Origin of the sequence: Mesorhizobium sp. 2RAF21 (assembly GCF_052115345.1) — a bacterium.
Lineage (GTDB): Bacteria > Pseudomonadota > Alphaproteobacteria > Rhizobiales > Rhizobiaceae > Mesorhizobium > Mesorhizobium terrae.
In genome coordinates, this window is record NZ_JBFRGM010000015.1 from 54,885 (window position 1) to 79,103 (window position 24,219).

Below are 24,219 nucleotides of genomic sequence, written 5' to 3' on the forward strand. Positions count from 1 at the left end.
GTGGCGACAGTTTTTCGAGGCGGGATGCACGGCGAAGGGACGCATTTTGTCGTTCGCGAAAAAGCGAAACAGAATCAAAATTTTATACGGAAGTGCTGACGGAAATGCCGTCAGCATCCGCACTCAGAACGCACTCACATAGAGCCCGCCGTCCACCGGGATGTTCTGGCCGGTGAGATAGCCGGCGTGCACCGAGCACAGGAAAGCACAGATCTGGCCGAACTCTTCCGGCGTGCCCAGGCGTTTGGCCGGAATGTCGGCGCCGAGCCGTGCCTTGCGTGCCGCGGCCGCTTCCGGCGTCTCCGCCGAACCCGGCTCATGCGGGCCGCGCAGCCGGTCGGTGTCGAGCTTGCCGGGCAACAGGCTGTTGATCGTCACATTGCGGTCGATCACCGTGCGGGCGACGCCCGCCAGGAACGAAGTCAGGCCGGCGCGGGCGCCGGAGGACAGGTCGAGGCCGGGGATCGGCATATAGACCGACAGCGAGGTGATGTTGACGATGCGGCCGAAACCGCGCGCCGCCATGCCGTCGATCACCGCTTTCACCAGCTCGATCGGCGTGACCATGTTGTTGGTGACGCCTTCCAGGATTTTTTCGCGGTCGAGTTCGCGGAAATCGCGATAGGGCGGTCCGCCGTTGTTGTTGACGAGGATGTCCGGCTCGGGGCAGGCGGCAAGCAATGCCTTCTGCACATCGGCTTTCGAAATGTCGCCCGGCACTTCGATGACGTCGACGCCGAAACGCTGGCGAATGTCTGCCGCCGTCCTAGCCAGCAAAGCGGCGTCGCGGCCGTTCAGCACCAGATCGCAGCCAGCTTCGGCAAGCGCGACGGCGCAGCCGCGCCCCAGCCCCTTGCTCGATGCGCAGACGATCGCCTTCTTGCCGCGAATACCGAGATCCATGCCGAATACCTCCGATTTGTCCGCCAAGGCTAACCAAAGGGCTGGCCTAATCGCAACCGTCATACGGTTGTTGCATGAATCGATGCATAGCCAGCGCGAAAGGTGAGATCGCGATGTCCGGCGCCAAACCACGCATGTTCCGCTCCATTTTCATCTCGGATGTGCATCTGGGATCGAAGGCGGCCAAGGCCGAGTTCCTGATCGATTTCCTGCGCCATCACGACGCCGATATCATCTTCCTGGTCGGCGACATCGTCGATGGCTGGCGGCTACGCCGCTCCTGGCACTGGCCGCAGGCCCACAACGACGTGGTGCAGAAATTGCTGCGCAAGGCGCGCAAGGGCACTTCGATCACCTACATAGCCGGCAACCATGACGAATTCGCCCGCCAGTTCCAGGGCGTGCATTTCGGCGGCATCGTCGTGGCCGACCGCGCCATCCACGAGACGGCGGACGGACGCCGTATGCTGGTCATCCATGGCGACCAGTTCGACACGGTCGTGCACAATGCCCGCTGGCTCGCCTATTTCGGCGACTATGCCTATGACGCGGCGATGGTCATCAACCGCGCGATCAGCCGGTTCCGCCATCTCTTCGGCATGCCCTACTGGTCGTTCTCGTCCTGGGCCAAGGTCAAGGTGAAGAAGGCGGTGAATTTCATCGGCTCCTTCCAGCAGGTGCTGGCGGAAGAGGCGCGCCGCTCGCAAGTGGACGGCGTCATCTGCGGCCACATCCACCATGCGGCAATCGAGGATTTCGACGACGTCCGTTATGTCAACACCGGCGACTGGGTCGAAAGCTGCACGGCCGTGGTCGAGCATTTCGACGGACGGTTCGAAATCCTGCATTGGGCCCATGTCATGCCCGAGACCCCGCAGGTCGAACCGGCGCTGGTGCCGGTGGCAATCGACATGTTGCCGCAAAAGGCGCGGGCCGCGGAGGCGGCCTGACCGTTCGCCGCCTGCATTGGCGGGCGCTCGAAATTTGACGTTAATCGATTAGGCCAAACGGTTTCTTGGTTTTGAGCGGCGTGATAGAGCAGGGGCACGCCTGATCGGCCATTTTGCCGGCGGCATTTTCCGATTGCCTTTCATGTCCCTGCCACCGCTTTCTCCCGAACAGCTGATCAAGCCGCGCCGTTATGAATTGCGCATGGCGCTGATCTTCTTCACCGTGCTGGTTCCGAGCGGCATCTATCTGCCCTATTTCCCGCTCTGGCTGGAAGAACACGGTTTCAGCCCGGAAAAGATCGCTGTCATCCTTTCGGCGCCGATGTTCCTGCGTGTGGCGACGACGCCGCTGTTTACATCGCTGGCCGACAAGGCGAACGACCGCGTCAATGTCTACCTGGCACTGGCGATGGCGTCGGTGGTGGTCTCGGCCGGTTATTTCCTGTCGCCCAGCTATGCCAGCGTGCTGGTTGTCTCGCTGGTGCTGGCGGTCGTCTGGACACCGCATTCGCCGATCGCCGATTCGCTGGCGCTGTCGGGTGTGCGTCGCTTCGGCGCCAATTATCCGCGCATGCGCATCTGGGGCTCGATCTCCTATCTCTGCGCCAATCTTGTCGGCGGCTTCATCCTGACCTCGACCGGGGCGGGCGCGGTGCCGATCATGCTGTTCGTGTCGTTCTGCGCCATCGTGGCGATCGGCTTGATGGCGCCGCGGCTCGGTCGGCCAAGACGGGCGTCGCCGCTGTCTGCGACCGACCTGCAGCAGGCGGTGCCCAGCCTGCGCAACCCCTATTTCCTCTACTTCGCCGCCGGCGCCGGCGTCATCGTCGGCAGCCACGGCTTTCTCTACGGATTCTCGTCCATCTATTGGAAATCGCTGGGCATCAGCGATTCCGTCGTCGGCTTCCTGTGGGCCTTCGGCGTGGTCTGCGAAGTTGGCATGTTCATGGCCTTCAACCGGCTGTTCAGCCGCGTGCCGGTCGTGCGCGTCATGGTCTTCGCCGCCGTCGGTGCGGTCGTGCGCTGGATCGCCTTTCCGCTGATCTGGCCGCTCGGCCTTGGCGTGACCGGCTTCTTCGGCATCCAGGCGCTGCATGCGATTTCGACGGCACTGGTGCTGATCAGCCTGCAGAAGATGATCGGCGAAACGGTGTCGGAGGAGCGGACGGGCGCGGCGCAAGGCATCGCCTTCTTCGCCAACGGGTTTTCCATGGCCGCCGTCACGCTGGCTTCGGGGCCGCTCTATCAGCGTTTCGGCGTCGAGGGTTTCTTCGCCATGGTGCCGGTGGCGTTGCTCGGCCTTGCCTTGATCGTGCTCGCCGCGCGTTCAGCCCCACAGCGCCGCTTGAGGCGGTGAAACCAGCGATCCCTGGTAATGCAGGCCGGGGTCGCGGTCGCGGGCAAGTAGCAAGGGGCCATCGAGGTCGACATAGTCGGCGCCCTGCGCCAAAAGCACGGCCGGTGCCATGGCAAGCGACGTGCCGACCATGCAGCCAACCATGATGGACAGGCCACATTGGCGGGCCTTGTCGCGCAGCAGCAGCGCTTCGGTCAGCCCGCCGGCCTTGTCCAGCTTGATGTTGACGGCATCGTAGAGACCGACCAGCGTCTCGATGTCGTTGGTAGCGTGCACGCTTTCGTCGGCGCAGATCGGGACCGGCCTTGCAATGTGGCGCAGCTTGCCGTCGCGGCCGGCCGGCAAGGGCTGTTCGATCAGTGTCACGCCAAGTGCTGCGGCGGCCGCGATGTTTTCGGCGACGTTGTCGTCGGTCCAGCCCTCATTGGCGTCGAGAATAAGCCGGTTGTTCGGTGCCGCATCGCGGACGGCGCGGATACGCGCGGCATCGTTCTCGCCGCCGAGCTTGACCTTGAGCAGCGGCCGTCCCGCATTGGCGCGCGCCTGGGCAGCCATTGCCTCCGGTTCGGCCAGCGACAGCGTATAGGCGGTTTCCAGTGGCCCGGGCGCGATGCCCAGCAGGGCTGCGACCGAGGTTGTTGCGGTTTTGGCTTCGAGGTCCCAGAGCGCGCAGTCGATCGCGTTGCGCGCCGCGCCCGCCGGCATCGCCGCCTGCAATTCCGCGCGACCCATGCCGGCCTCAAGTGCTGCCCGCATCGCCTCGATCTGCGCCAGCACGCTGTCCATCGTCTCGCCATAGCGTTTGTAGGGGACGCATTCGCCGCGTCCCGCATGGCTGCCGTCGCCGATCGTGCAGGTTATGACTTCCGCCTCGGTCTTGGAGCCGCGGGCGATGGTGAAGACGCCGGCTATCGGAAAACGTTCGGCTTCGACCGAAATGACACGCGCCATGTTTTTCTGCTCCGGTAATGCTGGCGTAATGCCGCCGACAAATCGACAGGCCTGTCCCGTCGAGCTAAACAGGAGCGCATGTTGACGATCCGCAAACGCGACGCAAGCGACAAGGCCGGCGCCGATGAAAGCCAGCCGCAGATCGCCGTTGCCGAGCGCGACGGCGTGCTGGCCTGCGTCTTTTCCGGCAACTGGACGACGCGGCGGGTCGGCGAGGTCGACGCCGAAATGCGCAAGGTCGAAAAGCGCAACGGCTTCAAGACGCTGGCGCTCGATCTTTCCAAGATCGGGCGCATGGATACCGCCGGCGCCTGGCTGATCCAGCGGCTGGTCAACACCAACGAAGCGCGCGGTGTCGAGATCAGGCTGCAGGGCCAGAGCGAAACCGCCGCCACCTTGCTCAACGCGGTGGGCGAGGCGGTTCGGCGGGCGGGCGAAGCGCAGGCGATGCCACGCCCCAACATCATCATCCGCGCGCTCGAGCTGATCGGCATGCGTGTCTATGAGATGCGCGACGATTTCCTTGCCGGCATGAACATTCTGGGCGCTACCATTCGCGGCGCGCAGATGAAGCTTGGACGCGGCCACGCCGTCAACCCGGCGGCGATCTTCAACCAGCTCGACCGCATGGGCGTCGGTGCCGTTCCGGTGGTGCTGTTGATGTCCACCATCGTCGGCGCCATCGTCGCCCAGCAGGGCGCTTACCAGTTGCGCTACTTTGGCGCCGACATCTTCGTCGTCGATCTGGTCGGCGTTCTGGTGCTGCGCGAGCTTGGCGTGCTGATGACGGCGATCATGATCGCCGGCCGCTCGGGCAGCGCGATCACCGCCGAGATCGGTTCGATGAAGATGCGCGAGGAAGTGGACGCGCTCAAGGTGATCGGCCTCAATCCCATCGGCGTGCTGGTGTTCCCGCGCCTGGTGGCACTGGTGATCGGACTGCCTTGCCTGACCATCCTGGCCAATTTCGCCGCACTCGGCGGCGGCATCGCCGCTGCCTGGCTCTATTCAGGCATTCCGCCGGCCGCCTTCATCGAGCGGTTGCGGGTTGCCATTGATCTGTCGACCATCTTCGCCGGCCTGATCAAGGCGCCGTTCATGGCCATGATCATCGGTACGATTGCCTCGGTGGAAGGCTTGAAGGTCGGCGGCAGCGCCGAATCGCTTGGCCTGCACGTGACCCAGTCGGTGGTGAAATCCATCTTCGTGGTCATCATTCTCGATGGCCTTTTCGCCATCTTCTACGCGTCGATCAGTTTCTGAGATGCAGAGCGTCCAGGAACAGGCCCCGCCAGCCGCCGAAGACCGTAACGAGATCGTGCTGTCGGCGCGCGACATCAAGGTGGCGTTCGGCGATCAGGTCGTCCTCGACGGGCTGTCTCTGGATATCCATCGCGGCGAGATCCTCGGCTTCGTCGGCGCCTCGGGCGCCGGCAAGTCGGTGCTTTTGCGCGCGGTTCTCGGACTGGTGCCGAAACAGGGCGGCACCATCAAGCTGTTCGGTACCGATGTCTCCGAGGCAACCGATGCGGAGCGGCTGCGCATCGACATGCGGCTTGGCGTGCTGTTCCAGCAGGGCGCGCTGTTTTCGGCGCTGACTGTAATGGAAAACGTGCAGGTGCCGATGCGCGAATATCTCGACCTGCCCGGCAAGCTGATGGACGAACTGGCTATGCTCAAGGTGGAGCTGGTGGGGCTGCCGCCGGAAGCTGCGCGCAAATACCCCTCCGAGCTTTCGGGCGGCATGATCAAGCGCGCCGCGCTCGCCCGCGCGCTTGCGCTCGATCCGGACATCGTCTTCCTCGACGAGCCGACCTCCGGTCTCGATCCGATCAGCGCGGCCGAGTTCGATGAGCTGGTGGTGAAGCTGCGCGACACGATGGGCCTCACCGTCTACATGGTCACGCACGACCTTGATTCGCTGTTCACCGCTTGCGACCGAATCGCCGTGCTCGGCAAGAAGCGGGTGCTGGTGGAAGGCACTGTCGATGACATGTTGAAGAGCGAGGAACCCTGGGTGAAGGCCTATTTCCGCGGAAAACGGGCGCGGCAGCTTGATCTTGCCACGCGCGCGCAGCCATAAGTGAAGCAATGGAAACCAGAGCCAACTACGTCATCGTCGGCATTTTCACGCTGGTGGCTATTCTGGCGGCCTTCGCTTTTGTCTACTGGACCGCGGCGATCGGCGACCGGGGCGAGACGACGACGTTGCGTGTGCGTATTCCGGGTTCGGCCTCGGGCCTCGGCCGCGGCAGCCAGGTCTTGTTCAACGGCGTGAAGGTCGGCGACGTCCGCCGCGTCTATATCGACGTCGACAACCCGACCATTGCGGTTGCCGACACCGAGATCGACCGCAAGACGCCGATCACGCGTTCGACGCAGGCCGATATCGGCCTCGCCGGCCTGACGGGCCAGGCCAATATCGAATTGACCGGCGCCAATCCGCAGGAACCCAAGCTGCTGGACGAGGCCGAGAAGGACGGGCGCGTGGCGGTGATCATCGCCAAGCCTTCCGCCGTGACCAATCTCCTGCAGACCGCGCAGGACATTTTCGGGCGCGCCGACAAGGTGCTGTCGCAGCTCGAAGGCTTCACGCAGGACGTGCGCGGCCCGCTCACCCAGACCGCGCAGAACGCCCAGAAATTCTCCGATGCGCTGGCCAGGAACTCCGACGGCGTCGACAAGTTCCTCGCTTCCGTCAGCGCGCTGTCGACCGAACTGCAGGGCGTGTCTGGCAAGCTGGACGGCGCGCTGAAGGCAGCCGAGGGCCTGCTCAACGCCGTCGACAAGGACAAGGTTCGCCAGATCGTCGCCAATGTCGACACCATCACGCAGAACCTGAAACAGACCAGCGACCAGTTCGATTCCACCATCGCCGAGGTCAAGCAGGCAGTCGGTTCGGTCAACACATTCGCCCAGAAGACGCAGGTCACGCTGGACAAGGTGAATGGGGTTCTCGACAGCGTCGACCCGGCCGATGTGCGCGCAGCGCTCGCCAACATCAAGGAAGCCAGCGCCAATGCCGACAAGGCCTCCGCCGACATCGCCAAGGTGACGGAGAAGTTCAGCGAGCGGGCCGGCGATATCGACCAGACCATCAAGGACGCCCAACAGCTCGCCGCGCGCCTCAACAACGCCTCCGTGCGCGTCGACGGCATCCTGGCCAAGGTGGACGGAATGCTGGGGTCCGGCGACACCAAGGGGCTGGTGGCGCAGGCCACCGACACGCTGAAGTCGTTCAAGCAGGTGGCCGATACGCTCAACCAGCATATCGGCACCATCGCCGACAATCTGCAGCGTTTCTCCGGCCAGGGCCTGCAGAATGTCGAAGCGCTCGTGCAGGACAGCCGCCGTTCGATCAATCGCATCGAGTCGGCCGTTTCCGACATCCAGCGCAATCCACAGCGCATCCTGTCGGGAGGCGATGGCGAGGTGCGCCAGTATGATGGGCGGACGCGGCGTTGACGGCGTCGCACGGTCAAGTCGATAAACAGCGTTCGGAAGGGGACCGGACGGATTCGGTCAGTGGGGACGTCGCGTGAGATCGATTGGAGCGTATGCGGGCGCGTTGCTGCTCGCGCTTGGCCTGACAGGGTGCGCGGCGCTGCCGGGCGGCGGCCCGGCGCCGCTCGACACGTTTGACCTGACGACGCCGACAGTGTCGGCCGCCGGCCGCGGCCGTGGCCAGATCCTGATCACCCAGCCGGCGGCGCTGAAGGCGCTGGACAGCCAGAACATTGTCATCAAGACCGGCGATCGCTCGATCCAGTATCTCAAGGGCGCGCAATGGGCCGACCGGCTGCCGGTGATCGTGCAGGCGCGTCTCGCGGAGGCTTTCCAGCGCACCGGCCGCTTTGCCGGCGTCGGCAAGCCGGGCGAGGGGCTGGCGATCGACTATCAGATCATCACCGAAATCCGCGCCTTCGAAGTGCGCGCCGAAAAGGGCGAACAGGCGCATGTCGAACTGTTCGTGCGCATCTTGAACGACCGCAACGGCGAAGTGCGCGCATCCCGCGCCTTCAGCGCCAGCGCGCCGGTATCCGGCGGCGGCAACAAGGCTTATGTCGCAGCCCTCGACCGTGCCTTCGGCGAGGCCGCGCAGCAGATCGTGCGCTGGGCGGACACGTCTATCTGATCAGCCCCGGGGTGCCCGGCACACCACGCCGGGTTCAGCGCAGTCGGATCAGGCCGGCGTCCGTCGGCGTAAAACCGCAAGCGTTGAAGTAAAAATCCTTGAGATGTGGGTCGAAATCGACGTGCAGCCATTCGCACGCCGACTGGCGCGTCTGCTGTGCCGCTTCCCTGACCAGCCTTGTCGCAAGGCCGTGGCGCCGCAATGCGCCAGTCACCATCGTGTCGAGCAGGAATGCGTGGACACCGCCATCCCAGGCGACGTTGACGAAGCCGGTGAGCAACCCATTGTGGCGCATGCACACCCAACCCAGGCTGTGGCGGTTGACCTGACCCCACCAGTCGTCATCGAGAAGGCGATGCTCGAAGCATTCGGCGTGCAATGCGTTGAGTTCGGCATTGGTGAAGGCGCCGCGCCATTCCAGCGTCGGTGTTGTGGCTTCGGTCACGTCAGCGATTGGAATGCCCTCCGTCGGAAGCGGGCGCGCTCGACCACTCGCGGCGTCCCGGCCGCCCGTAAATGAAAAGAGGCGGCGTTGCCGCCGCCTCTCGGTTTTTCAGCCAAGGCCTCTTTAGCGCAAACGGCCGCTCGCATGGGCCAGCATGGTGTAGACCTTGCCGGTGTCCGAGGTGAGATAGGTCTGCGAGATCATGTTGTCGCGGTCGTTGCGCGAAACATCCTTCAGCAACTTCTCGAAGTCGTCGCAATAGCGGTCGACAGCGGCGCGGAACTCGGCCTCCGACTGATATTTGCGGCGGATCTCGTCGAAAGTCTGCTGGCCTTTCAGCGTGTAGAGGCGACGGGTGAAGACGTCGCGCTCGCCGCGCCTGTAGCGGTTCCACAGTTCGATCGAAGCGTCGTGGTCGATGGCCCGGGCGATGTCGACGGACAGCGAGTTGAGCGATTCCACGACATGCAGCGGCGAGCGCTGCACTGGCGTGGCGCGCGGCTGCACCGGCGCCGGTCGGGCGCCATCGTCTTCCGAAGCGCCGGTCAACAGGTCGCGCACCCAGCCGCCCTGCTGCGGCGCGCGGGCATCGCCGCGCGGACGCAGCGCCGTTTCGCCGGGCTCCAGCGGGCCACGCAGGCCGGTCGAGGCGAGCGGCGGTTGCGGGGCGCGCTGTTCAGGCTGTGCCGGGCGGCGCAGCGGCGGTTCCGCCGGACGCGGAGCAGGGGTCGGCCGCAGGTTGCGCGGCTCCGAGACGTCGACGGTGCGGCCGGACTTGGCCACGATCTCCGACAGTTCCTTCAGCGCGCTGATCTGCTCGGAAACGGCGCGGCGGATGGCCGTGGTCGATTCCTTGGCTTCTTCCGGCATCTCGATGACGCCCTTGCGCAGCTCGGCGCGGGTCAGGTCCAGCTCGCTCTTGATGGAGCCAGCGGTGCGGCGCATCTCGTCGGTCGCGTCGGCGAAACGCTTGGTGGCGGCTTCGACCACTTCCGAGATGGCGACGCGGATCTTGTCGGCCGATTCCAGCGTCTTGCCTTCGGCATTCTGCAGGGTCTGGCCGACCAGCGTCTCGAATGAGCGCATGACCCGTTCGAGGTCTTCCGACTTCTTGACCAGGCCGACGGCGAGATCGTCGAGCGAGGACTGGCGCTCCAGCGTGTGCTCGAGATTGCTCTGCGCCGAACCCAGCAGGTCCGAGGCACTGGCAAGCAGCCGGCTGTGCTCGTCGAAGCGCGTGGCGATGGAGGCCACCTCACGCAGCGTCGACGAAGACAGTTCAGTGAGCCTGGTGGTGTTGGAATCGACCAGGCGCGCCGACGAGGCGAAGGTTTGCGCTGCCTTCTCCGTGGTCACCGCGAAGCTCTGCGTCGAGCCTGCGAGGCGGGACTCGACTTCGCCGAGGTTTTCCGAAGCCTTGGCGATTAGCTTGTTGAGCTGGGCGGACGAGGCCGTCATGCGGTCGATGAGGTCGGCGACATTGCCGGCCAGCGACGAGCGGGCGCCGTCGACAGCGGCAAGCGTTTCGGCTGTGCGGCTGGCAATGGCATCGGCCAGCGTCGCGTTCTCGCGATGCAGTGCGGCGGTGGCACGTTCGGTTGCCTCCTCCATGCTGCGCTGCAGTTCGACACCGCCCTGCGAGAACTTGTCGACCAGCGGGCGTGCCGTCTCGTCCAGGATCTTGGAGAGTTCGGCCGAACGGCTCGCCAGCATGGCGTTGAGTTCGCGGGTGTTGGCGCCGATGGTCTTGGCCGCTTCGTTGGTGCTCTGGCCGATATGCTGGCCGACGGCGGCGAAGGTTTCGGCGATGACGTTGGCGCGCGAAGCGAGCTGACCCTCGGCCTGCGTGATCTGCTGGTCGAGCTTCTGGCCCATCGCGTCGGCCGAGTTTGCGAAGCGGCTTTCGGCGCTGGCGATATGGCCTTCGACGCGAGCGGCCGCGGCGGCGGCACTTGAGGCCAGCCGCTGGTCGGCGCTGTTCAGCGCGCGCTCGATCTCGCCGGCATGGCCGGCCAGTTCCTCGCCGGTCATGCGGGCGCGGTCGGCAACGCGCCGTTCCGTCTCCGCGAAGGCGCCGACGATCTGGTCGGCGTGGCCGCCGATCGAGGACGAGGTCTCGGCGATCCGGCTCACCATGCGGCTGTCGGCGTCGTCAAAGATGCGGCCGATCTCGGAAGCACGGGCCGACAGGGCGTCGGAACCATGCGCGATGCGCGCGGTAAGCTGCTCCTCGAGGGTTTCGAAGATGCGGCTGAGGTCCGAGGCACGGGTCGCCAGCGCATCGGCGGATTCGGCGATGCGGACGCCCATGCGCTCATCGGCGGTCTCGAAGTTGCGCAGGATGTCGCCGGCGCGGGCGGCAAGTGTCTGCGCCGTCTCGACGGCACGCGCCACCAGCCGCTGGTCGGCGGTCTCGAAGGTCTGAGCAATGTCTTCCGCGCGCGCCATCAGCGCGGCCGAGGTCTGCTCGGCACGCTCTGCGATCTTGCGATCGGCGTCGGTGAAGGCAATGCCTGCTTGCTCATGCAGCGAGTTGGTGACTTCCAGCACCTTCTCGCGCAACTGGCCGGCAACGAACAGCGCGCTCTTTTCCAGCGCGCCGCGGATGTTGTCGACACCAACGTTGAGCGCGCGCTCCATGGTGGTGGAACGCTCCTCGATGACGCCGGTCTGGCGGGCGAACGCCTGCTCGACCTTCTCGATGTCGGCGGCGATGGCATCCGAAATGCTCGACGACGAGGTCGCGATCTGGTCGATGTGGCCGGCCAGCGCGCGGTCGATGTCGCGGCGGGCATCGACCAGCTTGGCGAGGTCGCTCTCCAGTGCCTGGGTGAGGGCTGAACGGTCGGCGGCCAGCCGGTCGCTGTGACCTGCGATCAGGCCATGCACGGAATGCATATTGCCTTCCAGTGCCTGCGCGAAGTCGTTGCGGTTGTCGGTCAGGCGCTGTGCGTGGCCCGCCATGGCGCCATCGATGCTGGCAAGATCGCTCTCCAGGGCACGCGTCAACAGATCGCGGCCTTCGGCCAGCTTGCCGACATGGTCGGCGATGACGGCATCGATGCCACCGCGGCTGTCATTGATCTTGGCAAGATCGGCATCCAGCGCGCGGCGCAGTATGTCGCGGCCCTCGGCCAGCTTCTCGACCTGACCGGCGACCAGCCCGTCGATGGAGGCGCGGCTTTCGGCCAGCTTGGCAAGATCGTCCTCCAAAGCGCGGGTGAGCAGCGAGCGGTCGGCGGCGAGGCGTTCGCTGTGGCCGCTGACGATCGCGTTGACACGCTGCAGCTCGTTGTCCAGCGCCTGCTGGAACTCGGCGCGAGCCTCGACCAGCTGCTGCGACTGGCCGGCCATGACCCCACCAATGGAGGAGAGGTCGGCCTCCAGCGCGCGCTTGAGCACGTCGCGGCCTTCGGACAGCTTCTCCACCTGCGCGGCCACCAGGCCGTCGATGGAAGCGCGGCTCTCGGCCAGCTTGGCGAGATCGTCTTCCAGCGCCCTGGCGAGCAGGGAACGGTCGGCGACCAAGCGTTCGCTGTGGCCGGCAACCAAGGTGTTGACGTTGAGCAGGTCGGCGTCCAGCGCCTGCGAGAATTGGGCGCGGTTGTCGACCAGACGCTGCGAATGGTCGGCCATGACGCCGGTGATGGTGTTGAGATCGGCTTCGAGGGCACGCTTGAGGATATCGCGGCCTTCCGAAAGCTTCTCGACCTGACCGGCGACAAGGCCGTCGATGGACGAGCGGCTTTCGGCCAACTTGTTGAGGTCGTCCTCCAGCGCGCGGGTCAGCATGCTGCGGCCTTCGGCCAGCCGCCCGACATGGCCGGCGATCGCCTCGTCGATGCCCGAACGGGTATCGCCGATCTTGGCGAGGTCGGCTTCGAGAGCGCGCTTGAGGATGTCGCGGCCTTCGGCCAGCTTCTCCACCTGACCGGCGACGAGACCGTCGATGGACGAGCGGCTCTCGGCCAGCTTGTTGAGATCGTCCTCCAGCGCCCTGGCGAGCAGGGAACGGTCGGCGGCAAGGCGTTCGCCGTGACCGGCGACCAGGTTGTTGACGTTGATAAGGTCGGCGTCCAGCGCGTGCGAGAACTGGGTCCGGTTGTCGACCAGCTTCTGCGAATGGTCGGCCATGACGCCGCTGATCGTGTTGAGATCGGCTTCGAGGGCGCGCTTGAGGATATCGCGGCCTTCCGACAGCTTCTCGACCTGGCCGGCGACGAGGCCGTCGATGGACGAGCGGCTGTCGGCCAGCTTGGCAAGGTCGTCTTCCAAGGCACGGGCCAGTTGCGAACGATCGGCCGCCAGCTGCTCGGCGTGACCGCGCACGAGGGCGCTGACGCTCTGCAGGTCGGCTTCCAGCGCGCGGGCAAAGTCGGCGCGGTCGCCGGTCAGCTTGTTCGACTGATCGGAGATGACAGTGCTGATCGTGTTGAGGTCGGCTTCCAGGGCGCGCTTCAGGATATCGCGGCCCTCGGCCAGCTTTTCGACCTGGCCGGCGACGAGACCGTCGATGGAGGCGCGGCTGTCGGCCAGCTTGGCAAGGTCGGATTCCAGCGTCTGCGACAGCAGGCTGCGCTCATTGGCGAGCTGGCCGGCATGGTCGCCGACGAGGCGGCGGATGCTGGACAGGTCGGCGTCGAGGGCGCGGCCGAGCTGGTCGCGGTCGTCGGCGAGCTGCACCGAATGGTTTTCCATCAGTGCCTTGATGCTGTCGACGTCGGCTTCGAGCGCACGGGCCAGAACGGCGCGACCCTCGGCGATCTTGGCAACCTGGCCGGCGACCAAATTATCAATATCCGAACGGCTTTCGCTCAGTTTGTTCATGTCGGCTTCGAGCGCGCGGGCCAGAATGCCGCGACCCTCGGCCAGCTTGCCGACATGGCCGGAGACCATTTCGTCAATGATCGTACGGGCTTGCACGAGTTTGTCGGCGTCCTCGTTCAAGGCGAGCGTCAGCCTTGCACGGCCTTCCTCGAGGCGTTCCAGATGGCTGCCGAGCGAGGCGTCGATGGCCGCGCGGGACTCGTTGACCTTGCGCAGGTCCTCTTCCAGCGCGCGGCTGATGAGGTTGCGGCCCTCGGCCAGCATGTGCACCTGCGAGGTGACCGCGTCGTCGATGGCGGCGCGACCCTCGGAGAACTTCTCCAGGTCGGCCTGCATGGCCTGCGCCATGCGCTCGCGGCTTTCCTCCAGCTTGCGGCTGTGGTTCTCGACGGCATCCTCGATGCCGGCGCGGGCGTCGGTCAGGCGGGCAATGTCGGCGTCGAAGGAACGCGACACGGTGTGGCGCGCCGCTTCCATGCGGCCGGCGAAGTCGCCGGCGCGGGCTTCCAGCATGGTCGAGGTGGAGGAGACGATGTCGGCCATGTCGGCGCCGATCTGCGCCTTGCCCTGGTCGATGATGGCGGCCAGCGTGTCCTTGCCGTCGTTGAAGGCGTTGGCGATGTCGCGGGCGCGGTCGACCAGCGTTTCGTTGATCTGGCGGGCGCGGGCCTCCAGCGCGGCATTGAGCTTCTGCGTGCCGGTGTCGAGCGCCTCGGCGCGGGTCTGGAACTCACTGATCAGTGCCTGACCGCGTTCGGCCAGGGTGCGTTCGATGCCGGTAAGGCTTGCCTCGAATTCCGAGCTCAGCGTGCGCGCGGCACCGCCGAGCAGCGAAACCATGCCCTGGGTGCGGTCGTCGAGCAGTTCGGTCAGCGAGCGGGTGAGGCCGTCGGTGCTGTCGGTCAGCTTGGCGATGCGGGTGTCGAGCAGGCTGGCGAAGGCTTCGCCGGACGTGGAGAGACGGTCGGTGATCGTATCCAGACGGCCCTCGACGGAATCGAAGATCGACATCGAGCTTTCGTTGATGCGGTCGATCAGCTGGTCGCCCGACGAAGTGATCGTCATAGACAGCTTGGACGAGGCGCCAAGGATGTTCTCGCGAATGATATCGCTTGCCGAATTGATTTCGTCGCGCAGCGTCTCATGGGCGCCGGAGATCGAGGCGCGCACGCGCTCGGCGTGGCCGATGACGGCCTCGCGCTCGCTGCCGAGGCCGTCGACGAGCGAACGGATACGGCTTTCATTGTCGGAGTAGGAGCGTTCGAGCTGGCTGACCTCGCTGTGGACGAGCGTTTCGAGCTCGACGGCACGCGCCAGCGTGCGCTCGATGCCTTCGCCCATCGCGGCAACCTCGCGGCGCACCGCCTGGCCGATCATCATCACGCGGTCCTGCGCGATATTCTCCGGCTCGGTGAGGCGGAAGGCAACTTCGGTCATCGATTGGGCGGCAATGCGCATGTCCTGCGCGCGGCGGATCATCGCCGCGAAGGCCCAGAACAGGATGACCGGCACGATGGCGGCGACCGCAATACCCATCAGCTCGGGGCGCTGCAGGATCTGCGCGATCGAGCGGATGTTCCAGATATCGGAGCCGAACAGCAGATTGGCGAGCGCCGCGGCGCCCGCGATCCAGGCGATCGAAACGAAAGCCACCACCCAATAGATGGTGTTGGAGGCACGGCGGTTCAGGCCGTGCAGCAGGGAGCGATAATCTTTCTGGCGATCGTCATTGGCGGGCGAAAAACCAGCGGGCTGGCCGTTGCCGCGCGGCTCGATGGGGCGAAGCTCGGCCGGCTTCGGCTCGGTCGCGGCGGCCCTGGGTGCCGGATTGGCGGCTGCGGGAGGGGTAGCCCGTTCCGCGCGCCCGGCGCGTGCCAGCTCGTCGGCGGCCTGCGAAATCTGGGCTTCCAGATCCTCCATCGAGGCGGCGATATCGAGATCTCCCGGCCCTCCGGAAAGGTCGAGATCGAGAGCCTTTTCGAGCTCCTTGGCAACCTCGGAATCGAGATTCTTCGTGGTGGTGGTTTTCTTCGCCATGCCTACGCTACCCTGTACTAGCTGCTGCGGAAGCTATTGTTGTCGTCTTTTATCGCCCCGCGCCTGAGGCCTGATTATGGACCCTCGTATCGTAATGACACAGGGGGGTAAAGAAAACATGCATTCGGCGGCATACGTAAAACTTTAAATATAAGGTTAACGCAAGCGTGACCGGAGCGCGCGCCGCCAAACTTTTTTCACAAGGCCTTGTTAACCGCGCATCCATCGGAATTCGTTAGTGTGCAGGGCCCGGAACGGCTGCTGCAATGGAGTTTGAGTGCGATGCGTAGCGTAAACAGCGTGGCCTTTTCGATGCCGGGCGGCGATGCCTCCGGCCCGGCGCGCAGCCGTCCGGTCGATCTGGAGCACCTCTCCAGGCAGACGATGGACGACCGCGATCTCGAGCGCGAAGTGCTGGCGCTGTTCGTGCAACAGGCGCTTTCGGTGCGTGATGAACTGCCCGCGGCAGACAAGAGCAGGCGTCTCCTTTTGGCACACGGCCTCAAGGGTTCGGCGCGTGGGGTGGGCGCCTTCACGATCGCCGACTGGGCCAGCGAATTCGAACGCCGCCCCGAAGACGAGCGTCTGGCGGGCCGATTGGCAAAGCTGATCCAGGACGTGCGCGACTTCATTGCAGCCGTCAATCGCTAGCGCTGCGAGCGGCCTGGTTTGTGGATGCCCGATCGGTTCGGGCTGGCCGAAGCCCTGCTTTTCAAAAAACGTCACCTTGGGACGGTTTCGCGCGGCAGTTGACTTGTGCCGCCGAGTGATTATCTCGGCTGTGACTTCTCAGGTGATCGAATGACAAAATTGACCTACATCGCCCATGACGGCACCCGTTTCGACGTGGAGGCCGAAAACGGCTCGACCGTCATGGAGAATGCCATCCGCAATTCGGTGCCGGGCATCGAAGCCGAATGCGGCGGCGCCTGCGCCTGCGCGACCTGCCATGTCTATGTCGACGAGGCATGGACCGGCGCGGTCGGCGAACCCGAGGCGATGGAAGAGGACATGCTCGACTTCGCCTACGAGGTGCAGCCGAATTCTCGCCTGTCCTGCCAGATCAAGGTGCGCGACGAACTGGACGGCCTGGTCGTGCGCGTTCCCGAGCGCCAGGGCTGATCCCCCGGTCCAGCTTGCGCCCATAACCTTCTGCTTCCGGGCCGTTATTCGGCAAGCACCGGCGTGTCGGTTTCGACGCGCCCGCGCAGCGGCTTTTCCGGCATCAGGCTGAGTGCGACCAGCGTGGCGACAAGCAGGCCGAAGCTGACCGCGAACACCGCCGCGAACGGCGTCGCCGAGGCGATTTGCACCTTTGTGGCGCTGCCTTCGCCGATCAGCGGCAGGCCATAGCCGGCAGCGACGGCACCGAGCAGGGCAACGCCCAGCGCACCACCCAGCGAGCGCATGAAGGTGAGCACGCCGGTGGCGACACCCAGATAGACGTGCTCGACGGCATTCTGCACCGAAATGGTGGCGACCGGGAACGTGGTGCCCGTGCCGATGCCGACGCAGGTGGTGAGGATGATTACCGAAGCGAGCGAGGCGTTGCCGGCGACATAAGCGAGCAGCGCCACGCAGACGGCGCCGAAGCCGACGCCGGCGAGCGCCAGCCGCTTATAATGGACGAAGCGCGGTATCAGCTTGCCGCTGGTGGCGGCGCCGGCGACGGTGCCGAGCAGCAGGCCGAGCATGGCGATGCCCGAGGCCGAGGCGGTGAGGCCAAGATAGGTCTGCAGATAGACCGGCAGATAGACCGAAAGGCCGATGCTGGCCGCCTGCAACATGAAAAGCGACAGCGCACCGGCAAGCACGATGGCGTTGCGCAGCACGTTGAGCGAGATCAGCGGCTCGGCCGCCTTGGCCAGCCGCAGCGCGAAGACCGCCCAGAACAAGGTGGAGGCAGCGGCGAGGCCGAGGATTTCCGGCGAGCCCCAGGCATAGGTGCCGCCGCCCCAGTTCAGCGCCAGAAGCAGCAGCGAGGTGGCGGTAACCAGGAGTGCAGCGCCTGCCCAGTCGATGCTGTGGCGGTGGGCCGCGATCGGCAGCTTCTTCAGCGGCTTGTTGATGATGGCCATGGCCAGCAGGCCTAGCGGCAGGTTGACCCAGAAGATCAGCGACCAATGCAGATGTTCGGCGAAAGTGCCGCCGAGCAGGGGGCCAGCGATGCTGGCAACCGCCCAGGTGCCGGAAATCCACGCCGCATAACGGGCGCGCTCCTTCGGCGGCACCAGATCGCCGATGACGATCTGCGCCAGCGCGAACAGGCCGCCGCCGCCGACCCCCTGGATGGCGCGGCCGAGGATCAGCATCAGCATGTTGGGGGCCAGCGCCGCGACCAGCGAGCCGGCCAGGAAGATGAGGATTGCCGCATAAAGCGTCGGCCGGCGGCCATGGACGTCGGAAATCTTGCCGTAGAGCGGCGCCATCGCCGTGGCGGTCAAAAGGTAGGCGGTGACGATCCAGGGCAGGTACTGGGCATGGCCGAGCGCCGCGGCGATGGTCGGCATGGCCGGCGCGACGATGGTCTGGTCGAGGGCGGCCAGCAGCATCGACAAAAGCACGCCGGCGATGATGGTGTTCTTCTCGGCCTCCGAAAGTGGCGCGGCGGCTTGTGCCGTGGCGGGCTTGGAAACGGTCTGGTCCATGAATTCCATCACCTGTCTTGCCGCACACCTGCCTGAGCCGGTTTCAACCGGCTAGGATTGTGGTGTGGCGGCGCTGTTCGTCCGTCGGGGCGGACTGCCGCGCCGGTCGAACCTATGTCGTTCGAAGTTCGTCGGTTTCGACAGGCGATCGAAATTTGTTACCGCCGGCGGCACGCATCAGCGCATTTCGCCATTGTTGAACTTCGTTCACCTTTCGCCGCCGGCCTCAAGGACCAGCGAGCCGCTTCAATCGATCCTGATCGACGAAACCGCCAATCAAATCTTGGCGATCACACTCAGCCGGGGATCCGGCCGGCCTCGATCTGCTCGATGCGATAGCGCATCAGCCGGATGATGCGGCTTTCGAAATTGATCATTTCGACACGGTCGAATTCGACCTGTGCCCGGTCATGCTGGCCAAGCACCTGCGCGGTGACTTCCCTGGCCTTGGCGGCGGCCACCTTGCAATTGGGTTCCTTGCGGGTTTCCAGCAGCGCCGTTTCGAGGCGGCGGCCGTAGTCCTTGGCGATCTCGACGTGGCGGTCTTCGTGGCGCTTGATGTCGGCGGCCAGCGTGTTCCAGAACAGCCGCACGTCGGGCGCCACTTTGCCGCGCGGACGCCATTTGGGCAGGATGACCTCGGTCTTGACCGTCACCGCCGCGGAGACGATGCGGCAGGAATCCGGAGCCTCGGCGTAGCCGATGCGGCTGGTGAAGGCCATGCGCGTGGCGCCGGGATGGCGCATGCCGGTCGATTTCACCGACGGGCCGCGTTTCGACAGCTCGGCCTGAATCTGGTCGAGCGTGCGCCCGCCGATCGAGAAATAGCTGTAGGTTTTGACGAGATTGGCTGCGTCGGCCGCCGAAGCGGCGAAAAGGACGAACAGCGCGGTCATCAGGGTACGATTCATTTTATTGCCTCTTGCCCCACCTTGCGTTACGGCCCTTGCCGGCGCAACGAAGATCCGTGACGCCAGCGCAGCTTGGCGGGCAAAAATGAACAGACGGTGGCAATTGGCGCACGGACGCCATCTCGACCTGGGCGAGAAAGCCGTCGTCATGGGCATTCTCAACGTTACGCCGAATTCTTTTTCCGATGGCGGCTTGTTCGATGCGCCCGATCGCGCGCTGGAACAAGCGCTGCGCATGGTCGCTGAAGGTGCGGCCATCATCGACGTTGGCGGGGAATCGACACGGCCAGGTGCCGCCCCGGTCACCGCCGACGAGGAACAGCAGCGGGTGCTGCCGATCATCGAGATGTTGGCAAAACGCGGCGGGGTGCTGATTTCCATCGATACCTATCGCGCCGAGACGGCGCGGCTGGCGCTGGCAGCCGGCGCCCATATCGTCAACGACGTGTGGGGCCTGCAGCGCGAGCCGGAGATTGCCGAGGTGGCGGCGCGGGCAGGGGCCGGCGTGGTTATCATGCACACCGGACGCGACCGCGAAAAGCTCGCCGACGTCATCGCCGACCAGCGCCTTTTCCTTGAAAAATCGCTGGAAATCGCCCGTCGGGCCGGCATCGGCGACAACCATATCGTGCTCGACCCCGGCTTCGGCTTCAACAAGGAGACGGCCGGGGAAAATCTCGAGTTGATGGCGCGCTTCGGCGAACTGCACGCGCTCGGCTTTCCATTGCTGGCCGGAACCTCGCGCAAGCGCTTCATCGGCACCGTCACCGGCCGCGAAGCGGCCGAGCGCGCGGCTGGCACCGCCGCCACCAGCGTCATTCTGAGACTTAAGGGCGCCGACCTGTTTCGCGTCCACGATGTCGCAATCAACGTGGACGCGCTTGCCATGACGGATGCTATGTTGGCGCACGATCCCATCCGGCAGGAACCCTGATAATGTACGTCATTCGTATGAAGAACTGCGCCTTCTTCGCCAGGCACGGCGTGCATGACGAGGAAGAGCGGCTGGGACAGCGCTTTTATGTCGACGCGGTGCTGACCGTCGATCCCGCCAAGGGGCTGGACGAGGACGCCATCGACAGCACGGTCGATTATGGCGTTGCCTTCACCGTGATCGAGAAGATCATCACCGGCGAGCGGCGCTTCCTCATCGAGGCACTGGCGCTCGATGTCGCCAAGGCGCTGACCGCGCGTTTCCCGCAGATCCGCGAAGCCGAGATCACCGTGCGCAAGCCCAATGCGCCGGTGCCCGGCGTGCTCGATACCGTCGAGGTCACCGTTGTCTGGCCCCAATAGCCGCGTTTTCCTCAGCCTGGGCGGCAATCTGGGCGACCCGGTGCAGTCGATGGCGGCGGCATTGCACCTGCTCGACGAGGATGCCGAAACCCGGGTCGTCACGGTCTCCTCGCTCTATCGCACGCCACCCTGGGGCAAGACCGACCAACCTGATTTCCTCAACATCGCGGCCGAGCTTTCGACCGCGCTGTCGCCGCATGTGCTGCTGGAATTCTGCCTCGATATCGAGCGCCGGCTGAAGCGGGTGCGCGAGGAGCGCTGGGGACCGCGTCTGATCGACATCGACATCCTCGTCTTCGGCACCCGCGCCATCCACGAAACCGAGCTTGCCGTGCCGCATCCGCGCATGCTGGAACGCGCTTTCGTCATGGTGCCGCTGGCCGAAATCGCGCCGGACCTGGTGCTGGCCGACAAGACGGTGACGGAACGCCTGGCCGGCATGGACGTGTCGGGCATCGAACGGTTGCCTTCGGGCCGCGATTGGTGGCAGGCTTGACCCCTGCCGCTACCTGCGGCTGTAAGAGGGGCAAGGCTGACGATGACGGAAACGAGGGCTGAGGCCGACGCTGGCTTCGGTGCGCGGCGCAATCTGGAACGCAAGCGAATCGCCGGCGCCGAGACGCGGGTGGAGTTCGTCGAATTGTTCTTCGACCTCGTCTTCGTCTTTGCCGTCACCCAGATATCGCCATGCGCCGAAGGCCATTGAGCCTGAGCTGTCAGCCGGAAAAGCCGCCGTCCTCGAGATAAGCCTTTTCCTGAGGCGTGGTCTCGCGCCCAAGCATGGGGTTGCGATGCGGAAAGCGTCCGAAACGCTCGACGATGTCGCGGTGCTCGACGGCGTATTTGATGTATTCCTCGGCGTTGGCTTGCGTCAGTTCGACGGAGCGGTGCTGGTCGGCCAGGTCCTCGGAGTGTTCGAACGGCAGGTAGAAGAAGACGCGCAGGTCATTGTCGACCGTTAGGTCGTGTCCGACCGCGATCGCCCTCGACGCGAAATGGCGGGCAAGCGCGTCGGTGGCATACATGTGGCCGGTGCCGCGAAAACAATTGCGCGGGAACTGGTCGAGCAGGATCATCAGCGCCAGCGCGCTTTCGGTTTGGTCGATCCAGTCATCCAGTTCGCGCCTGGCCGCCGCGTAGTGGAGATCGAGGAACCGGTTCCTGAAATCGGTATCGAAAGCCTCGTCCTTGGTGAACCAGGCGTCCGGGCCTGCCTTGCGCCAGAACGCCGTTACCGCGAGCGCGTGTTCGTCCAGCTTCTTCATGATGTTCCCCCCGAATGTTGACGTGGATTGTTCAGGATTGCGCCGCGGATGCCGCGTCCTTCAGCACCGTCGCGGTTTCTTCGCTGAGTGGCTGCGCCGGGCGGCGTGGCGTCGTCACCGGCGCGGGCACCGGTGTTGCGATGTTGCCCTTCAGGAAGTTGCGGCCATCGCGGATGTCGCCGGCCAGCTGCAGGTCGAGCCGGGCGGCATCGCGCCGGCGCACATCCTCGATCAGTTCAGCGACCTCGTCCGGGTCGACGCCGAGCGCTTCCAGCGTCGAACCGCCGAAGACGAGGGCCGATTCGAAGGTTTCGCGCAGCTGGTAATCGACGCCGGCGCGGATCAGCTGCAGCGTCGTGCCGCGATCGAAGGCGCGGGCGAACAGCGTCACCAGCGGGAATTCGGCCTTGACCAGTTCGGCGATGCGCACGGCGATCTCCGGCTTGTCGACGCAGATCAGCACGGCGCGCGCGCGTCCGGCGCCGGCGGCATGCAGGATGTCCAGCCTGGCGCCGTCGCCGTAGTAGACCTTGAAGCCGAAATTGGCGGCCGCCTGGATCATCTCGACATCGTTGTCGATGATCGAAACGTCGACGCCGCGCAGGATCAGCGGCTGGCTGGCGATCTGGCCGAAGCGGCCAAAACCGATGATCAGCACCGAGCCGGAAAGGCTGTCGGCCACGTCGATGCCGTCAAGCGAAGGCTCGTCGTGCTGCGGGTAGAAGTAACGCAGCGCAATGATCATCAGCGGCGTCAGCGCCATCGAGATGATGATGATGGCGGTCAGCACCGCATTGGCGCGGCCATCGATGATGCCGGCCTGGCTGGCGGCGGCATAGAGCACGAAGGCGAATTCGCCACCCTGCGCCATCACCACCGCCCGCTCCAGCGCCTCGCGGTGCGGCGCCTTCAGCAGCCGGGCAACGACATAGATGCCGGCCGCCTTGGCGACCATATAGGCGACAACATAGACAGCGACGAGCTGCCAGTTCTCGACCACCACGCCGAGGTTGAGCGACATGCCAACGGCAAGGAAGAACAGGCCGAGGAGCACACCGCGGAACGGCTCGATATCGGCCTCGAGCTGATGGCGGAAGGTCGATTCCGACAGAAGCACGCCCGCCAGGAAGGCGCCCATCGCCATCGACAGTCCGCTCATCTGCATGACGAGCGCCGAGCCCAGCACCACCAGCAAAGCCGCGGCCGTCATCACTTCGCGGGCTCTGGCGTCGGCCAGCAGCCTGAAAAACGGATTGAGCAGATAGCGGCCGGCCAGCACCAGGCCGACAATGGCACCGACGCCAATGCCGATCTCGATGAAGCGCTGCTGCAGCGTGGTGCCGGCGCCGCCGGGCGCCAGGAAGGCGACCAGCACCAAAAGCGGTACGATCGCCAGGTCTTCCAGGAGCAGGATCGAGACCATGCGCTGGCCTTTCGGCGTGGCGATCTCGCCTTCTTCTTCCAGCAGTTGCATGACGATGGCGGTCGAGGTCAGTACGAAGCCGGCGCCGGCGACAAAGGCCTGCGCGACCGGAAAGCCGCCGGCCAGTCCGGCCGCCGTCAGCAGAAGCATGCAGAGCCCCACCTGCAGGGCGCCGAGGCCGAAGATGTCGCGGCGCAGGCCCCACAGCCGCGAGGGCTGCATTTCAAGGCCGATGATGAAAAGGAACATGACGACGCCGAGTTCCGCCACATGCAGGATCGCGGCGGGGTCGGAAAAGATGCGCAGGCCGAACGGGCCGATGACGAGGCCGGCAGCGAGATAGCCGAGAATGGAGCCGAGGCCCACCCGCTTGAAGATCGGCACCGCGATGACGCCGGCACCGAGCAGGGCGACGACGTTCACCAAGTCGCTGTTCGAAGCTTCCACAGCCATTGCGTGTTTCAACCTTTCGCCAAGTCGTTCGCGGTAGGGGGCGCCGTTTGTCACGATAAGGGCTTAGGCCGGCAGCGAACAGCCCGAATCAGCATGTTTCGACCTGCGCCGATGGCCGGGCCACGGCCGGTAAATCCAATATTTCCAAGGGCTGTATGTTGGTGAGTTGCAGCGTGACACAATCGCGCGCTATGCACGGTTGCTGGGGCTTGAAACTTACGGCGGTTGGGATCGCCGCCATTTTGGAGAGGTTTTTTGTTATGAAGAAAATTGTGCTGACCGTCATCGGCATGGCGGCGCTCGGTCTTTCGGCGTGCTCGAAGGCGCCCGAATGCAACCAGGAAGCGATCACCAAGAAAACCCAGGAACTGACCACCGCCGTGCAGGAAGCCGTGACCAAGAACCCGGCCAAGGCGACCGAATGGGCCGCCAAGGTTCAGGGAATCGCCACCAAATATGCCGGTTCGACCAACCAGGCCGATGCCTGCAAGGCCTATGACGAGATCATCGCCGAAGTGAAGAAGGGCTGATCGCCCGCGCCGCAAGGCTCATGCCTCGCGGACATCCGGAATGAAAAACGGCGGCCCCTGGCCGCCGTTTGCTTTTGAAGTCCGTGGC

The 24,219-nt window shown here is 65.0% G+C and carries 21 protein-coding genes; 13 read left to right on the forward strand and 8 right to left on the reverse strand.

Annotation, left to right across the window (positions count from 1 at the left end; translation table 11 throughout):
• Nucleotides 1-123 precede the first annotated feature (123 nt).
• A complete protein-coding gene (locus AB4136_RS23545; RefSeq protein WP_137900742.1) occupies nucleotides 124-903 on the reverse strand; it encodes an SDR family oxidoreductase in 780 nt (259 codons plus the stop codon).
• 113 nt (nucleotides 904-1,016) lie between these two features.
• On the opposite strand from AB4136_RS23545, the gene AB4136_RS23550 reads away from it, so the two are divergent.
• Together AB4136_RS23550 and AB4136_RS23555 are read left to right on the forward strand one after the other, a co-directional pair.
• Entirely contained in the window at nucleotides 1,017-1,853 is an 837-nt protein-coding gene (locus AB4136_RS23550; protein WP_024922209.1) for a UDP-2,3-diacylglucosamine diphosphatase, read from the forward strand.
• A gap of 142 nt (nucleotides 1,854-1,995) precedes the next feature.
• Nucleotides 1,996-3,210: an MFS transporter gene (locus AB4136_RS23555; protein ID WP_137900741.1), complete on the forward strand. Its 1,215-nt coding sequence runs from the start codon at nucleotides 1,996-1,998 to the stop codon at nucleotides 3,208-3,210.
• On the opposite strand, the gene dgcA is transcribed toward AB4136_RS23555, so the two are convergent.
• The gene (dgcA, locus tag AB4136_RS23560; RefSeq protein ID WP_137900740.1) at nucleotides 3,181-4,161 is read right to left on the reverse strand and encodes an N-acetyl-D-Glu racemase DgcA; all 981 of its coding nucleotides are present in this window, start codon (nucleotides 4,159-4,161) and stop codon (nucleotides 3,181-3,183) included. The genes AB4136_RS23555 and dgcA overlap by 30 nt on opposite strands.
• Before the next feature lie 78 nt (nucleotides 4,162-4,239).
• Between dgcA and AB4136_RS23565 the strand changes: the two genes are divergently transcribed.
• From AB4136_RS23565 to AB4136_RS23580, 4 genes are all read left to right on the forward strand, one after another.
• Nucleotides 4,240-5,424 (forward strand): ABC transporter permease, encoded by a 1,185-nt coding sequence (locus AB4136_RS23565; RefSeq protein ID WP_137900739.1) that lies wholly within the window; start codon nucleotides 4,240-4,242, stop codon nucleotides 5,422-5,424.
• 1 nt (nucleotide 5,425) lies between these two features.
• Nucleotides 5,426-6,244: an ABC transporter ATP-binding protein gene (locus tag AB4136_RS23570; protein WP_171020938.1), complete on the forward strand. Its 819-nt coding sequence runs from the start codon at nucleotides 5,426-5,428 to the stop codon at nucleotides 6,242-6,244.
• Nucleotides 6,245-6,252: 8 nt separating this feature from the next.
• Nucleotides 6,253-7,626, forward strand: coding sequence for an MlaD family protein (locus tag AB4136_RS23575; RefSeq protein ID WP_024922214.1), 1,374 nt, complete (start codon nucleotides 6,253-6,255; stop codon nucleotides 7,624-7,626).
• 73 nt (nucleotides 7,627-7,699) lie between these two features.
• Nucleotides 7,700-8,296: an ABC-type transport auxiliary lipoprotein family protein gene (locus AB4136_RS23580; protein WP_024922215.1), complete on the forward strand. Its 597-nt coding sequence runs from the start codon at nucleotides 7,700-7,702 to the stop codon at nucleotides 8,294-8,296.
• Between the two features lie 34 nt (nucleotides 8,297-8,330).
• On the opposite strand, the gene AB4136_RS23585 is transcribed toward AB4136_RS23580, so the two are convergent.
• Both AB4136_RS23585 and AB4136_RS23590 read right to left on the reverse strand, forming a co-directional pair.
• The gene (locus AB4136_RS23585; protein ID WP_024922216.1) at nucleotides 8,331-8,741 is read right to left on the reverse strand and encodes a GNAT family N-acetyltransferase; all 411 of its coding nucleotides are present in this window, start codon (nucleotides 8,739-8,741) and stop codon (nucleotides 8,331-8,333) included.
• A 123-nt stretch (nucleotides 8,742-8,864) separates the two neighbouring features.
• Nucleotides 8,865-15,605 (reverse strand): kinesin, encoded by a 6,741-nt coding sequence (locus AB4136_RS23590; protein WP_137900737.1) that lies wholly within the window; start codon nucleotides 15,603-15,605, stop codon nucleotides 8,865-8,867.
• A gap of 282 nt (nucleotides 15,606-15,887) precedes the next feature.
• On the opposite strand from AB4136_RS23590, the gene AB4136_RS23595 reads away from it, so the two are divergent.
• Entirely contained in the window at nucleotides 15,888-16,256 is a 369-nt protein-coding gene (locus AB4136_RS23595) for an Hpt domain-containing protein (RefSeq protein WP_137900817.1), read from the forward strand.
• A gap of 150 nt (nucleotides 16,257-16,406) precedes the next feature.
• Entirely contained in the window at nucleotides 16,407-16,727 is a 321-nt protein-coding gene (locus tag AB4136_RS23600; protein WP_024922219.1) for a 2Fe-2S iron-sulfur cluster-binding protein, read from the forward strand.
• Between the two features lie 44 nt (nucleotides 16,728-16,771).
• Here AB4136_RS23600 and AB4136_RS23605 read toward each other — a convergent pair whose 3' ends face one another.
• Nucleotides 16,772-18,253, reverse strand: a complete 1,482-nt coding sequence (locus AB4136_RS23605) for an MDR family MFS transporter (RefSeq protein ID WP_137900736.1) — start codon at nucleotides 18,251-18,253, stop codon at nucleotides 16,772-16,774.
• A gap of 296 nt (nucleotides 18,254-18,549) precedes the next feature.
• Nucleotides 18,550-19,164, reverse strand: a complete 615-nt coding sequence (locus tag AB4136_RS23610) for a DUF922 domain-containing Zn-dependent protease (RefSeq protein WP_024922221.1) — start codon at nucleotides 19,162-19,164, stop codon at nucleotides 18,550-18,552.
• Nucleotides 19,165-19,249: 85 nt separating this feature from the next.
• Between AB4136_RS23610 and folP the strand changes: the two genes are divergently transcribed.
• The 4 genes from folP to AB4136_RS23630 are packed head-to-tail and all read left to right on the forward strand — an operon-like array spanning nucleotide 19,250 to nucleotide 21,166.
• Nucleotides 19,250-20,098, forward strand: a complete 849-nt coding sequence (gene folP, locus AB4136_RS23615) for a dihydropteroate synthase (protein WP_024922222.1) — start codon at nucleotides 19,250-19,252, stop codon at nucleotides 20,096-20,098.
• A gap of 2 nt (nucleotides 20,099-20,100) precedes the next feature.
• Entirely contained in the window at nucleotides 20,101-20,460 is a 360-nt protein-coding gene (folB, locus tag AB4136_RS23620) for a dihydroneopterin aldolase (protein ID WP_024922223.1), read from the forward strand.
• Nucleotides 20,444-20,956, forward strand: a complete 513-nt coding sequence (gene folK / locus AB4136_RS23625) for a 2-amino-4-hydroxy-6-hydroxymethyldihydropteridine diphosphokinase (protein ID WP_024922224.1) — start codon at nucleotides 20,444-20,446, stop codon at nucleotides 20,954-20,956. The genes folB and folK overlap by 17 nt, the downstream gene beginning before the upstream one ends.
• Before the next feature lie 42 nt (nucleotides 20,957-20,998).
• Nucleotides 20,999-21,166, forward strand: coding sequence for a low temperature requirement protein A (locus AB4136_RS23630; RefSeq protein WP_137900735.1), 168 nt, complete (start codon nucleotides 20,999-21,001; stop codon nucleotides 21,164-21,166).
• A gap of 10 nt (nucleotides 21,167-21,176) precedes the next feature.
• Here AB4136_RS23630 and AB4136_RS23635 read toward each other — a convergent pair whose 3' ends face one another.
• Together AB4136_RS23635 and AB4136_RS23640 are read right to left on the reverse strand one after the other, a co-directional pair.
• Complete coding sequence (locus AB4136_RS23635; protein WP_024922225.1) at nucleotides 21,177-21,725, reverse strand: DUF924 family protein; 549 nt, start codon at nucleotides 21,723-21,725, stop codon at nucleotides 21,177-21,179.
• A 31-nt stretch (nucleotides 21,726-21,756) separates the two neighbouring features.
• On the reverse strand, nucleotides 21,757-23,601 hold the full coding sequence (locus AB4136_RS23640) for a monovalent cation:proton antiporter-2 (CPA2) family protein (RefSeq protein ID WP_024922226.1): 1,845 nt from the start codon (nucleotides 23,599-23,601) through the stop codon (nucleotides 21,757-21,759).
• A 260-nt stretch (nucleotides 23,602-23,861) separates the two neighbouring features.
• Here AB4136_RS23640 and AB4136_RS23645 point away from each other — a divergent pair, with 260 nt between their 5' ends.
• On the forward strand, nucleotides 23,862-24,131 hold the full coding sequence (locus AB4136_RS23645; RefSeq protein ID WP_024922227.1) for a hypothetical protein: 270 nt from the start codon (nucleotides 23,862-23,864) through the stop codon (nucleotides 24,129-24,131).
• Nucleotides 24,132-24,219: the final 88 nt, after the last annotated feature.